We start from the raw sequence: 12,467 nt of genomic DNA on the forward strand, positions 1-12,467 counted from the left end.
AACTTCGAACAGGCTGAGCGCGACATGGTACATTTCACTGGAAACTTCATTGGCGGCCGTCGACAGGAACCACTGGGCGCGGAGCGCATCGAGGTCCGCTCGCCCTATGACGGCGCGCTCGTCGGCTCGGCGCCGCTGGCCTCGCGGGCGGATGTCGACCTTGCGGTGGCCACGGCCCGCGACGCCTTCGACAAGGGCGCCTGGCCCCGCCTGACGCCGGCCGAGCGCATCGCGGTGCTGCGCCGCTTCTTCGATCTCTACGAGGCGAGGGCGGAAGAATTCGCGCAGTTCGTCTCGCGCGAAATGGGCGCGCCGCTCTGGTACACGCGGGCGATCCAGACGCTGATCCGCGACCAGAGCCTTGCCTATTTCAAGGCGGCCGAAGAATATCCCTGGGAGGCGACGCGGGATGGCTTTCCCGAAGCGAAGACCCTCTGGATGCGCGCGCCGGTCGGCGTCGTTGCCGCCGTCATTCCGTGGAACGCGCCGCACCAGGTGGCGCTCGTCAAGCTCTACCCGGCGCTGCTGGCCGGTTGCACGGTCATCCTGAAGCTTGCGCCGGAAACCGCGCTCAGCGGCCAGTTCCTCGGCGAACTCTTTGCCGAAGCCGGCGTGCCGGAGGGCGTGGTCAGCATTCTCGTGGCGGACCGCGAGGTCAGCGAACATCTCGTCAGCCATCCGGGCGTCGACAAGATCGGCTTCACCGGCTCGAGCGCCGTCGGCAAGCGCATCGCGCATATCGCCAGCGACCGGCTCGCGCGCTTCAGCCTGGAGCTCGGCGGCAAGTCGGCGGCGATCGTGCTGCCGGATGCCGATATCGAGAGCACGGTCAGCGCGCTGCGCTACCGGTCCTTCCCCAACAACGGCCAGGTCTGCGTCGCCCAGACGCGCATCCTGGTCTCCGAAGGCCAGCACGACAGCTTCGTCGATGCGCTGGTGGACGAGGTGTCGAAAATGGTCGTCGGCAATCCGTCGGAGGAGCAGACCTTCATCGGACCGCTGGTCTCCGAGCGCCAGCGCAAGCGGGTGGACGACTATATCGCGCTCGGCATGGAGGAGGGCGCTTCGGTGGCGATCGGCGGCCATGGCATGCCTGACGGCATCAACCACGGCTCCTTCATCCGGCCGACCGTCTTCACCGGCGTGACGAACACCATGCGGATCGCGCGCGAGGAAATCTTCGGCCCGGTCGTCAGCGTCATCCGCTACCGGGATATCGACGAGGCGGTGGAGATCGCCGGCGATTCCGAATACGGCCTCGCCGGTTCCGTCTGGACGCGCGATGTGCCGGCCGCACTCGACATCGCCCGCAAGGTGCGCACCGGCGGCCTGTCGATCAATGGCGCGGCGGCAGACCTGATGGCGCCCTTCGGCGGCTTCAAGCAGAGCGGCATCGGCCGCGAGTTCGGCGCCGAGGGCATCAACCATTACATCGAGCACAAGACGATCAGCTTCTGACCGCAAACCGCAAATCCGGAGGTTACGCCCATGCCGCTCAACAAGGACATCGCCCCGATGCTCGAGGAAATCGTGGCGTGGCGGCATGATTTCCATAGGCATCCGGAATTGCAGTACGAGGTGCACCGCACGGCCGGCATCGTCGCCGAGAAGCTTGCCGAATTCGGCTGCGACGCGGTGGTGAGCGGCATCGGGCGGACGGGTGTCGTCGGTCTCATCCATGGCTCGGCCGGCGCCGGCGGACCCGTGATCGGCCTTCGGGCCGACATGGACGCGCTGCCGATCATGGAGGAGACCGGCTGCAGCTATGCCTCGCAGACCGCCGGCCTGATGCATGCCTGCGGCCATGACGGGCATACCGCGATGCTGCTCGGTGCCGCGAAATACCTCGCCGCGACACGGCGCTTTGCCGGAAGCGTCGCGGTGATCTTCCAGCCGGCCGAGGAGGGCGGCGGCGGCGCGAACGAGATGGTGAAGGACGGCCTGCTGAAGGGCACGGTGCGCACGCTGAACGGTGAGGTGCAGGACCTGATGGAGCGGCGGCTCGGCGAGGTGGTGGACCTGACGGCGAGGACCTTCGGGGCCACCGCGCGGCTGCACTATCTGCGCGACTACCCGGTGACCGTGAACGCGGACGCCAATGTCGACATCGCCTTTGCCGCCGCCGCCGCGGTGGCGGGCACCCAGAATGTCGATCGCGACGTGGCGCCGATGATGGGCAGCGAGGACTTCGCCTTCATGCTGCAAAAGCGCCCCGGCGCCTACATCTTCCTCGGCCAGGGCAAGACCGCCGGCCTCCACCACCCGAAATACGATTTCAACGACGACGTCATTCCTGCCGGCGTCAGCTACTGGATCGAACTGGCCTCATCGTCCGCGGGCGCGCTTTGAGGCCAGACTTCCGGCGGAAGGTCGAGCTTGCAGATGCCGGCGAGGAGCCTTGCGACGGAGGCGTCGTCATCCGCCCCCATTCCCGCGGCCTCGCACATCAGGAACAGTTGCAGCGCCGTGCCGGCCATCGAGGCGGGAAACTTGTTGGCACGCGCCATGTCGGAGACGATGCCGAGATCCTTGGTGAAGATCGAGACGCTGCTTTTCGGGCTGTAGTCGCCGGCAAGAACATGCGGGATTCGATTTTCGAACATCCAGCTGTTTCCGGCGGATTTGGTGATGACCTCGAAGACCTTGGCGATGTCGAGGCCGAGCGACCTGGCGAAGGTGATCGCCTCGCAGGCGGCGGCGATGTGAATGCCGGCGAGGTGCTGGTTGACCATCTTGAACGAGGAGCCGATGCCGACATCCGCGCCGAGGTCGTAGACGGTTTCGGCCATGGCCTTCAGCGCGGGTGCCGCGGCATCGAAGGCCTGCTGCGGGCCGGAGGCCATCACCGTCAGTTTTCCTGCGGCCGCCTTTTCCGCGCCGCCGCTGATCGGGGCGTCGAGATAGAGGATGCCGTGCTCGCCTGCGCGCGCCGCGAAAGCCTTCGCCCGTTCGGGCGCGATGGTGGCGCAGCAGACCACGACGGAGCCCGGCTGCATGGCGGCAACGGCACCGTCCTCGCCGAACAGCACGGCCTCCACCTGCGCCGCATTCACCACGACGACAATGACGATATCCGCCGCGCCCGCCGCCTCTGCGGGCGTGCGATAGGTCGCCACCCCGTCGCGTTCCATCGCCTGCAATGCTTTCGCGTTCACATCCGTCCCGGTCGTCCGCATCCCGCTTCGATGCAGCGCGCGCGCCATGCCGGCACCCATCGATCCGAGCCCGATCACGGCGGCGCTTCGACGATCATCCATTGCGGCAACTCCTTCGGTTTCAAAGCGTGACGTTCAGCACTTTCGTCCAGGCGAGCCCGTCATCCGTGCCGCCGCGCGGCTTGTATTCGCAGCCGACCCAGCCGTCGTAGCCGAGGCGGTCGAGTTCAGCGAAGGCATGGGCATAGTGGACCTCGCCCTCGTCGGGTTCCGCCCGGCTCGGCACGGCGGCGATCTGCACATGGCCGATGAGGGGGAGATAGGTTTCGAGCTTGCGGAAGATGTCCCCCTCGGAAACGCCGACATGGTAGATGTCGAACAGGATCCTGACGTTCGCTGCGCCGACCTCGGCGATGATGTCCGCCTTCTCGCCGATGGTGGAGTAGAAATAGCCGGGCTTGTCGCGCTGGTTGATGCCTTCCAGCAGGAGCGTCATTGCGGGTGCCAGCGCGGCGGCCTTGCGCAGGTTTTCGACAAGCGTGCTTCGGCCTTGCGCCTTCTGATCGGCCGCGACGACACCCGCCATCACATGGATGGCCGAGGCCCCGGCGACTTCGCCCCAGGCAAGGCATTGCCGAAAGCCCGCCTCGAAATCCGCCTCGCGGCCGGGCAGGGCGCCGAGCCCGAAATCGCCGTCTTCGCTGCGGCCAAGCGGCGTGTTGATGCCGAGAAGCTGGAGGCCGTGCGCGGCGCAGCGCTGCTTCACGCTGCCGGCGGGCACGTCATAGGGCCAGTGCAGCTCCACCGCGCGAAAGCCGGCCCTGGCGGCGGCGTCGATGCGGTCGAGCAGGGGTCTGTCCGGCCAGAGGAAGCCGAGATTGGCGGAAAATTTCGGCATGGTTCACCGTAGTTTGAAGGTGGCATTGAGATCGTCGACGGCGGCCTTGGACAGCTGCCTGACCGGAAGGCCGCGCGTCAGAATTGCTAGCTTTGCGGCCTCCTCCAACTCCTCGATGGCAAAGACCGCGGCATCGAGCGTCACGCCGGAGACGATCGGCCCGTGGTTTTCTAGGAGGGCTGCACTGTGCTCGGCGACAATCCGGGCGATGAGCGGCCTGACCTCCGCCGAGCCCGGCCGCGTATAGGGCACGACCGGAACCCGGCCGACGCGCATCACCACATAGGGCGTGATGGCCGGGATGGCGTCTTCGGGATCGGTATCCGACAGGCAGGAGAGGGCAGTGGCGTAGGTCGAATGCAGATGGACCACGGCGCCGCAGGCACGGCCCTCGTAGAAGGCGAAATGCAGGGGCAGTTCCTTCGTCGGCGGGTCGCCGGAAAGGTGGGTGCCGCTCTCATCGAGCTTCGACAGGCGGTCCGGGTCGAGGAAGCCGAGGCAGGAATTCGTCGGGGTCGCGATGAAACCATTTTCCACGCGGGCGGAGATGTTTCCCGACGAGCCGGCGGTCAGCCCGCGCTCGAACAGCGACTTTCCCCATTGGACAATGTTTTCGCGCACGCTTGCTTCGTTCATGGCTGTCCCACCCGGCCGAGTGCCTTTTCGAAGAAGTCCACCGCGCCGAAGTTGCCGCTTTTGAGCGCCAGTCCGAGCGGGCCGTTGCGCTCGCCGACCAGCACCGGGACGCCCGGATCGATCTCGCGGCCCACCTGCATGCTCGACAGGTCGAGCGCCTCCACGACGGCGCCCGAGGTCTCGCCCCCGCCGACGACGATGCGGCGGGTGCCCGTATCGGCGAGATGACGGGCGAGGGTGGCGAAGAAGTCCTCGATCTTCGCCGCGACCGCCGCGCGGCCGAAACGCGCCTGCGCCGCGGCAACCGTGTCTTCGGCGGCGGTGGAATAGACGATGGGCGTTTGCGCGCTCTGCTCCCCGATCCAGCGCGCGACACCTTCGACAGTCGTTTCGCCGCGTATCAGGGCCGACGGGTCTATGGCCAGGGAGGGGTGGTTTGCCGCGTAGACGGCCACCTGCTGCTGCGAAGCCGTGGAGCAGGACCCGCACAAGACGATGCCCGGCCCGCGCACGGCCGGCAAGTCCCGGCGCATTGCGGAGAGCTTGCCCTGGGCGCGGAAGTTGCGCGGCAGGCCCTGCGCGATGCCGGACCCGCCGGTGACCAGCCTGTGCCCGGCGATGGCGGCGCCGATCGTCATCAGGTCTTCGTCGTCGATGGCATCCGTGACGACCAGCCGGCGGCCGGCTTGCGCGTTGAGGGCAAAGGCGGCCCTCACGGCATCGACGCCGGAGCGGATGGTGTCGAGAGGGACGCCGCCCACCTCGCCGGCGGTCTGGAGGGACAGCCAGCGGCGGATGTCGGGATCGGTCATCGGCGTCAGGGGATGATGCCGCATGCCCGTTTCGGACAGGAGGCGATCCCCGACGAAGAGATGGCCCATGAAGATGCGCCGGCCCGCACCCGGAAAGGCCGGGCAGACCACCGCCGTGCCGCCGCCCAGCAGGTCGAGCAGCGCTTCGGCGACCGGGCCGATATTGCCCTGCGGCGTGGAATCGAAGGTCGAGCAATATTTGAAGACGAGCTGTTCGCAGCCCTGGTCCAGCAGCCAGCGCGCCGCGGCAAGGGATTGCGAAACGGCATCGGCTGCGGGAATGGAGCGCGTCTTGAGCGCGACGACGCCCGCTTCGCAATCCGCCGCCTCATGGCCGATGCCGGAAAACTGCACGGTCGACATGCCGCCCTTTGCCAGCGTGTTGGCCAGGTCGCTCGCGCCGGTGAAATCGTCTGCAATGGCACCCAGCAGCATGTCAGGCGCGCTCCGGAGCCCGGTTTCCCAGCTCGTCCTCGATATGGACGCGGATGATCTCCTCGAAGGATGTCTCGGCTCGGAAGCCGAGCGCTTCGGCGCGGCTTGCGTCAAAGCTCTTCGGCCAGCCGGCGATGATGCCGGCAATCGTCTCGTCCGGTTCGCGGCGGATGAGTTTCGTGGCGCCATCGCCCGCAATGCGGCGAAGCGCCTCGATCTGGTCGCCGACGGTGGCGCAAAGGCCCGGCATGGTGATGGTGCGCAACTGGCCGAGCGACCCGGTATCGAGTTCGGCCGCATGCAGCAGGAAGCCGACGGCGGCGCGCGGGCTGGCGAACCAGTGGCGCACCGTCTCGCTGACGGGCAGGATGGCCGGCTCCCCGACCAGCGGCTCGCGCAGGATGGACGAGAAGAAGCCCGAGGCGGCCTTGTTGGGCTTGCCCGGCCGGATCGAGATGGTCGGCAGGCGAATGCCGATGCCGTCGAAGAAGCCCTTTCGGGAATAATCCGCCAGCAGAAGCTCGTCGATCGCCTTCTGGGTGCCGTAGCTCGTGAGCGGGGTGAGGCATTGCGTATCGCCGATCACCGCCGGCAGCGGCTCCCCGAACACCGCAATCGAGGAGGTGAACACGACTCGCGGCCTGTAGGGCCTTTCGAGGCCGGCGCGGCGGATGGCTTCGAACAGTGCATGGGTGCCGCCGAGATTGACGCGGTAGCCCTTCTCGAAATCCGCCTCGGCCTCGCCGGACACGATGGCGGCCAGGTGGAATATGATATCCGGCCGGGAGGCGATAAGGGCGGCCGCCGCACCGTCATGCGCGAGATCGGTCGCGATGGCCTCGACCTCTCCGTCGAAATCGGGCGTTTCCGGCGCCACGATATCGGCAAGGGTGAGGCGGCGTATCGGCCTGCCGGCCACCGTGCCGGTCCGCAGCAGCGCGTTCACCAGCTTGCGCCCGACCATGCCCGCCGCGCCGATTATCAGGATATGCATAGGCCAACTCCCTAGTTTGTGAGGCCGCGCTCGTCGACGGCGCGCGATGTGTCGCGAATGCGCAGGATATGCTCGGAGAATGCCGCCGCCACGGCGTCCGGATTGCGCATCTTCAGCGCCCGCACGATGAAACGGTGGTCTTCCAGGCTCTTCTCGATCGCCCCGGGCTCTCCCATCGCGATGCGGCGGTGGTCGAGCATGTAGGTGTAGAGATCGACCACGAAATCGGCGAGCAGCCGGTTGGTGGAGGCATAGTAGATGGTCAGGTGGAACTCGCGGTCGCAGATCAGGAAGCGGACCGGGTCGTCGAGGGCCTGCTCCTGTGCGGCGATGGAATCGTCGAGGCGGCGGATATCGTCCGCGCTGAGATGGCGCGCGGCATCCGCGGCCACGGCGGTCTCGACAAGCAGCCGCGCCGCATGCACGGCCTCCAGGCTGTAGCCGTTGATGGAGGTGGGATCGGTGACGCCGATGCGCTGCGTGCGCACCGTCACGTCGACGCGGCACACGCGGGTGCGCGCGCCCTGCGAGACCTGCACGACGCCTTCGCCGGCAAGAAGCTGGATCGCGCCGCGAACGGTCTCCCGGCTCACGGCCAGCATGGTGGAAAGCTCGCGCTCGCTCGGAAGCTCGTCGTCCAGCTGCAGGATTCCCGACGCGATCATGGAGATGATCTTGTCGCGGATCATCTCCTTGGCGGTCTGCTTGTGGATCGTCTCGTTGAGGGGCGAGAGGCGCGGCATGGCTTGCTCTGACTGGACTGCTTTATAGACCAGTTAAGCCATTTGTCGCCAGCTGTCACCTCCTTGTGGAAAAATGCGCAAGGACGGTGACGCCGAGTGGTCTATTTCCACGACCAGTTCGGGGGCGTCAGGGCACGAAGACGGAGACGGCTTTTTCGAGGATTGCGAAGGTGACGGGCGTCGTGGTCTTCAATTCGCCGTCCAGGTTGACGGCGCGCGGCTTGCTCGTGCGGATGGTCAGCGCCTTCGTCGAGAAGGCGCGCACATCGTCCCATTCGCCCTGCGTGCCTTTCCTGAGGCTCGGCAGCAGGCGCAGCAGCCGCCACCAGTGGTCGACCTCCAGGCTGTAGAAATCGAGCATGCCGTCGGTCGCCGTCGCATCGGCATGCACGGTCATGCCGCCGCCGTAAAAGCGCCCGTTGCCGACGGAGACCTGCAGGGTCTTAAGCTCCTCGGCCTGCCCGTCATGTTCGAGCGTGGCGGTGAACAGGCGCGAGTTCGCCAGCAGGCGGGCGGCCACCAGGCCATAACCCAGCTTGCCCCAACGCTTCTTTGCCTTTTCTGTCAGCGACATGGCGAGATCGGCGCTGAAGCCGATGCTGGCGACGTTGAAGAACGGGTGCTGGTTGGCCTGGCCGAGATCCACCTTCGTGGTGTTTCCCTTGGCGATCGCGCCGATGGCGGACGGCAGGTCCAGCGGTATGCCCACCGTCTTCGCAAAATCATTGGCCGTGCCGAGCGGCAGCACGCCGAGCGGCAGCCCGGTATCGAGCAATCCCGGCGCCGCACCATTGAGGCTGCCATCGCCACCCCCGACGATCGCCATATCGACGCGCGCCGCGTGCTCGCGAATGGCATCCGCCGCCGAGACATCCGCCGTCGGCGGCAGTTCGACATAGTCGATCTGCGTGCGGCTCAACAGGTCGCGGACTTGAGGGAGGCTTTCTCTGCCACGGCGCGAATTCGGATTGACCAAAAGCAAAGCGGTCTTCGGTGTCATGCGGTCATTGTCTTTCGATGGCTCAGCCCGCCCAGATATGTGCAGTGCGACATCCGCATTCAACGATGCGTCCCCGGTATTTGCATCCTGCGATTTGACGAGCAGCGCGCCGGGGCGTTGCGTCAGACAATCGCGCTCGTCATTTTACTGTTGTAAAAATGAAAATACATCTGTATCAAACCGAGCGTGGGCTTTGGGTTTTGGGAGAGAGCGCCCATGCAAAGCCCCTGTTCCATCATTCAGGCGGGAGGGATTTTCGCCTGCTCCAAGGGAGGTCATCATGAAGAAACTTGCCACGCTCCTGGCATGCGCCGCCGCGCTTGCCCTGCCGCTTTCCGTTTCGGCCCAGGACGCCGAGGGAACGACCAAGAAGGACAGCTACCGCTTCGTCGTCGTGCCGAAGGTCGTTCATCCGTGGTTCGACAAGGTGAACGAGGGCGCACAGGCCGCCGCGGCCGCGATCAAGGCGCAGACCGGTTCCAACGTCGAGGTCATCTACTCGGCGCCGCAGTCCGCCGACGTCGTGCAGCAGAACCAGATCATCGACAGCGCGCTTGCGACCCAGCCCGATGGCCTGGCGCTCGACCTGCTCGATCCGTCCGGCAACCGCGCCTCGCTGGAAGAAGCGCAGAACCAGAAGATCCCGCTGGTGATCTTCGATTCGATCCCGCCGGAAGGCATGGCCATCCCCTATATCGGCTCCGATTTCTGCGAACAGGCCAAGATCGCGGCCCGCCGCCTCGTCGAGGTTCTCGGCGGCGAAGGCGAAGTCGCCATCATGCAGGGCGTGCCGACCGCGCCGAACCACTCGATCCGCGCCGAATGCCACCGCCAGGTCTTCGCCGAACATCCGGGCATCAAGGTCGTTGCCGAAGGCATCGACAATGACAGCATCGAGACAGCGCAGCAGCAGGCGGCCGCCATCATGCAGGCGAACCCGAACCTCAAGGGCTGGGTCGCATCCGACGCTGCCGGCCCGATCGGCATCGGCCAGGCGATCGTCGAAGCCGGCAAGCAGGGCCAGGTCACGCTCGTCGGTCTCGACAACCTGCCGGAAATGCTCGACATGATCCGCGACGGCGTGGCCGACAGCTCGTCCGCCTCGCAGCCGGAACTCCAGGGCTACTGGTCGGTCATGCTGCTCTGGGCGCAGGCGACGGGCGCCAAGGTGCCGGGTTACCTCGACACCGGCAACGCCTTCCTCACCAAGGAAAATGTGGGCGGCTGATCCGGCACGACCGGACTGACGCGAGGCGCGGGGCACTCCCCCCGCGCCTTTTCCATCTCATTCCTGTACGCAGGTGCCCCATGGCTTATCTCGAAACCCGCGGCCTTGGCCGGGACTTTCCCGGCGTGACCGCGCTCGACGGGGTCGATCTGACGATCGAACTCGGCCGCACGCACATTCTCGCCGGCGAGAATGGTGCGGGCAAATCCACCCTCGTGAAAATCCTCACCGGCACCGACCGGCCGTCCCGCGGCCAGGTGCTGATCGATGGCCGCGATCCGGCAGAGGATGCGAGCCTCTACAAGAACGTCGCCTATGTGCCGCAGGAGCTCAATCTCTTCCCGCAGATGAGCGTTGCGGAAAACCTCTTCATGCCGTTCGACAGGACGGGGCATGGCGGCCTTCTCGTCAATCGCAATGCGCTCGTCGAGGAAGCCAGGACCTATCTGGAACGCTTCGGCATCGAGGCCGATCCGCGCGACCTGGTCGCCAATATCTCCGTCTCCGACCAGCAGCTCTTGCAGATCGCCCGCGCCTGCACCAATGCCGCCATGAAGGTGCTCATCCTCGATGAACCGACGTCGTCGCTGACGCGCGTCGAGGTGGACCGCGTCTTCAAGGTCATCCGCGGCCTGCTCGACCGCGACCACGCCATTGTCTTCATCAGCCACAAGATGGACGAGGTCTTCGCCATCGGCGACGACTACACGGTGCTGCGCAACGGCGAGAAGATCGAAAGCGGCCGGATCGCCGACATTGCCGAGGCGGACCTGATCCGCGCCATGTCCGGCCGGGACCTTTCCTTCGACGAACATTTCCGCCCGAAAGGGCCGGTCACCGACACGATCATGCAGGTGCGCGGCCTTTCCGGCGCACGCTTCCACGATGTCGATTTCGAATTGCGGCGCGGCGAGATCCTCGGCTTTGCCGGGCTTGTCGGCGCCGGCCGCTCCGAAGTCATGCAGACCATCTTCGGCTTCCTGAAGGCCAAGGCCGGCAGCGTGACGGTCGACGGCAGGCCGTGGACGCTCAACGACACATCCGCCTCGGTCGACGGCGGCATGCTGTACCTCTCGGAAGAGCGCAAGCACCACGGCATTTTCCCGCTGCTGTCGCTGCGCGAAAACATCGGCATCTCCATCCTCTCGCTGACGAAAGGTGCCTTGGGCATCAGCGGCGGGCGCGAGCGTGAGGCGGTGCAGAAGATCATCGACGACTACGGCATCCGCACATCCGGCATGGGCAAGCGCATCTCGCAGCTTTCCGGCGGCAACCAGCAGAAGGCCATCATCGGCCGGGCGATGGCGACGCGGCCGCGCGTCCTGATCTTCGATGAGCCCACCAAGGGCATCGACATCCGCACCAAGACCGAGATCTACAAAATCATGAAGGGTCTGGCGGAGGAGGGCGTCGGCGTCATCCTCGTCTCATCCGAACTCGACGAACTCAAGAAATGCGCAAGCCGCATCGTGACCATGCATCACGGCCGCATCACCGGCGAGTTCGACACCACCAACACCAGCAACGAAACCCTCGTAGGCGCCATCTTCGGCACGGAGGCGAAAGCCCATGCAAACTAGCTCCACGCAAACCAGGCCCTGGGCGATCCTGTCGCGCAGCCCGCTTGCCGGCGTCTTCGTCGCGCTCGCCGTGATCTTCACGCTTTCCGCGCTGATCTCGCCCTATTTCCTCACGCCCTACAACCTGTCGGTCATCGCGCGCGGGCTCGCCTTCGTCGGCCTCATCACCATTGCGCAATCCATGCTGATGGTGCTGGGCGAGCTCGACCTGTCGCTAGGCGTAATCGGCGGGCTCTGCGGCGTCATCTCCGGCATCCTCATGGTGCGGCTCGGCTTCGAGCCCTATTCGGCCATGCTGCTGGCGATCCTGCTCGGCGCCTGCCTCGGCCTCATCAACGGCCTGCTGGTGACGGTGCTGCGGCTGCATTCTCTGGTGCTCACCATCGGCACGGCCGGCATCTTCGGCGGCGCCAACCTGGTTTTGACGCGCGGCGTCGCGATCACCGGCATTCCGAAGGACGTGCACTATCTCGGCCGCGGCGACCTTCTCGGCATTCCCGTGCCCTTCATCATCATGCTCGTGGCTTTGGCTGTCGCGACCTTCGTCATGCTGAAGACGCCCTTCGGCCGCTACATGTATGCGATCGGCAACAACCAGGCCGGCGCCCGCATGCTCGGCATCAAGGTCGACAAGGTGCGCCTTCTCGTCTTCACCGCCGCCGGGGCCATTGCCGCCCTTGCGGGCGTGCTGATGGTCGCGCGCCTCGGCACTGCCCAGCCATCGATCGGCGAGACCTGGGTCCTGGCGCCGATCGCCGCCTCCGTCATCGGCGGCGTCGCCACCACCGGCGGCATCGGCAGCCCGATCGGGGCGATCTTCGGAGCGGGCATCATCGCCATCATCGAGAACATCATCGTGCTCTTCGGCGTCTCGCCCTATTGGCAGGGCATCGTCTCGGGTGCGATCGTCGTGCTCGCCATTTCCTTCGACGCCGTTTCCCGCCGCTATCTCCGCCGTGACGCTTGAAGCCGACGGCCGCATCGAT

The 12,467-nt window shown here is 66.1% G+C and carries 12 protein-coding genes; 5 read left to right on the forward strand and 7 right to left on the reverse strand.

Annotated features, from left to right (window positions below; translation table 11 throughout):
• Positions 1 to 24: 24 nt before the first annotated feature.
• Both AC1Q6Z_RS26520 and AC1Q6Z_RS26525 read left to right on the forward strand, forming a co-directional pair.
• Entirely contained in the window at positions 25 to 1,458 is a 1,434-nt protein-coding gene (locus AC1Q6Z_RS26520) for an aldehyde dehydrogenase (protein ID WP_492649852.1), read from the forward strand.
• Positions 1,459 to 1,488: 30 nt separating this feature from the next.
• Positions 1,489 to 2,349, forward strand: coding sequence for a M20/M25/M40 family metallo-hydrolase (locus AC1Q6Z_RS26525; RefSeq protein WP_492649853.1), 861 nt, complete (start codon positions 1,489 to 1,491; stop codon positions 2,347 to 2,349).
• Here AC1Q6Z_RS26525 and ltnD read toward each other — a convergent pair.
• The 7 genes from ltnD to AC1Q6Z_RS26560 all read right to left on the reverse strand — a co-directional run bounded on the left by ltnD (position 2,307) and on the right by AC1Q6Z_RS26560 (position 8,673).
• Positions 2,307 to 3,257: an L-threonate dehydrogenase gene (ltnD, locus tag AC1Q6Z_RS26530; RefSeq protein ID WP_492649854.1), complete on the reverse strand. Its 951-nt coding sequence runs from the start codon at positions 3,255 to 3,257 to the stop codon at positions 2,307 to 2,309. The genes AC1Q6Z_RS26525 and ltnD overlap by 43 nt on opposite strands.
• 19 nt (positions 3,258 to 3,276) lie before the next feature.
• Positions 3,277 to 4,053 carry a hydroxypyruvate isomerase family protein gene (locus AC1Q6Z_RS26535; RefSeq protein WP_492649855.1) on the reverse strand — a complete coding sequence of 259 codons (777 nt, stop codon included), beginning with the start codon at positions 4,051 to 4,053 and terminating at the stop codon, positions 3,277 to 3,279.
• 3 nt (positions 4,054 to 4,056) lie between these two features.
• On the reverse strand, positions 4,057 to 4,689 hold the full coding sequence (gene otnC, locus AC1Q6Z_RS26540; RefSeq protein WP_492649856.1) for a 3-oxo-tetronate 4-phosphate decarboxylase: 633 nt from the start codon (positions 4,687 to 4,689) through the stop codon (positions 4,057 to 4,059).
• Positions 4,686 to 5,936, reverse strand: coding sequence for a 3-oxo-tetronate kinase (gene otnK, locus AC1Q6Z_RS26545; RefSeq protein ID WP_492649857.1), 1,251 nt, complete (start codon positions 5,934 to 5,936; stop codon positions 4,686 to 4,688). Before otnK ends, otnC begins: the two co-directional genes overlap by 4 nt.
• A gap of 1 nt (position 5,937) precedes the next feature.
• Entirely contained in the window at positions 5,938 to 6,930 is a 993-nt protein-coding gene (denD, locus tag AC1Q6Z_RS26550; RefSeq protein ID WP_492649858.1) for a D-erythronate dehydrogenase, read from the reverse strand.
• Positions 6,931 to 6,941: 11 nt separating this feature from the next.
• Positions 6,942 to 7,673 (reverse strand): FadR/GntR family transcriptional regulator, encoded by a 732-nt coding sequence (locus AC1Q6Z_RS26555; RefSeq protein ID WP_492649859.1) that lies wholly within the window; start codon positions 7,671 to 7,673, stop codon positions 6,942 to 6,944.
• 127 nt (positions 7,674 to 7,800) lie between these two features.
• Positions 7,801 to 8,673 (reverse strand): lipid kinase, encoded by an 873-nt coding sequence (locus AC1Q6Z_RS26560; RefSeq protein WP_492649860.1) that lies wholly within the window; start codon positions 8,671 to 8,673, stop codon positions 7,801 to 7,803.
• Between the two features lie 280 nt (positions 8,674 to 8,953).
• Between AC1Q6Z_RS26560 and AC1Q6Z_RS26565 the strand changes: the two genes are divergently transcribed.
• The 3 genes from AC1Q6Z_RS26565 (at position 8,954) to AC1Q6Z_RS26575 (ending at position 12,448) form a co-directional block, all read left to right on the forward strand.
• On the forward strand, positions 8,954 to 9,901 hold the full coding sequence (locus tag AC1Q6Z_RS26565) for a substrate-binding domain-containing protein (protein ID WP_256119195.1): 948 nt from the start codon (positions 8,954 to 8,956) through the stop codon (positions 9,899 to 9,901).
• An 80-nt stretch (positions 9,902 to 9,981) separates the two neighbouring features.
• On the forward strand, positions 9,982 to 11,481 hold the full coding sequence (locus AC1Q6Z_RS26570) for a sugar ABC transporter ATP-binding protein (RefSeq protein ID WP_492649861.1): 1,500 nt from the start codon (positions 9,982 to 9,984) through the stop codon (positions 11,479 to 11,481).
• Positions 11,471 to 12,448: an ABC transporter permease gene (locus AC1Q6Z_RS26575; RefSeq protein ID WP_272791040.1), complete on the forward strand. Its 978-nt coding sequence runs from the start codon at positions 11,471 to 11,473 to the stop codon at positions 12,446 to 12,448. Before AC1Q6Z_RS26570 ends, AC1Q6Z_RS26575 begins: the two co-directional genes overlap by 11 nt.
• Positions 12,449 to 12,467: the final 19 nt, after the last annotated feature.

The sequence above is a fragment of the Shinella sp. GW835-FHT14H05 genome (assembly GCF_058793575.1).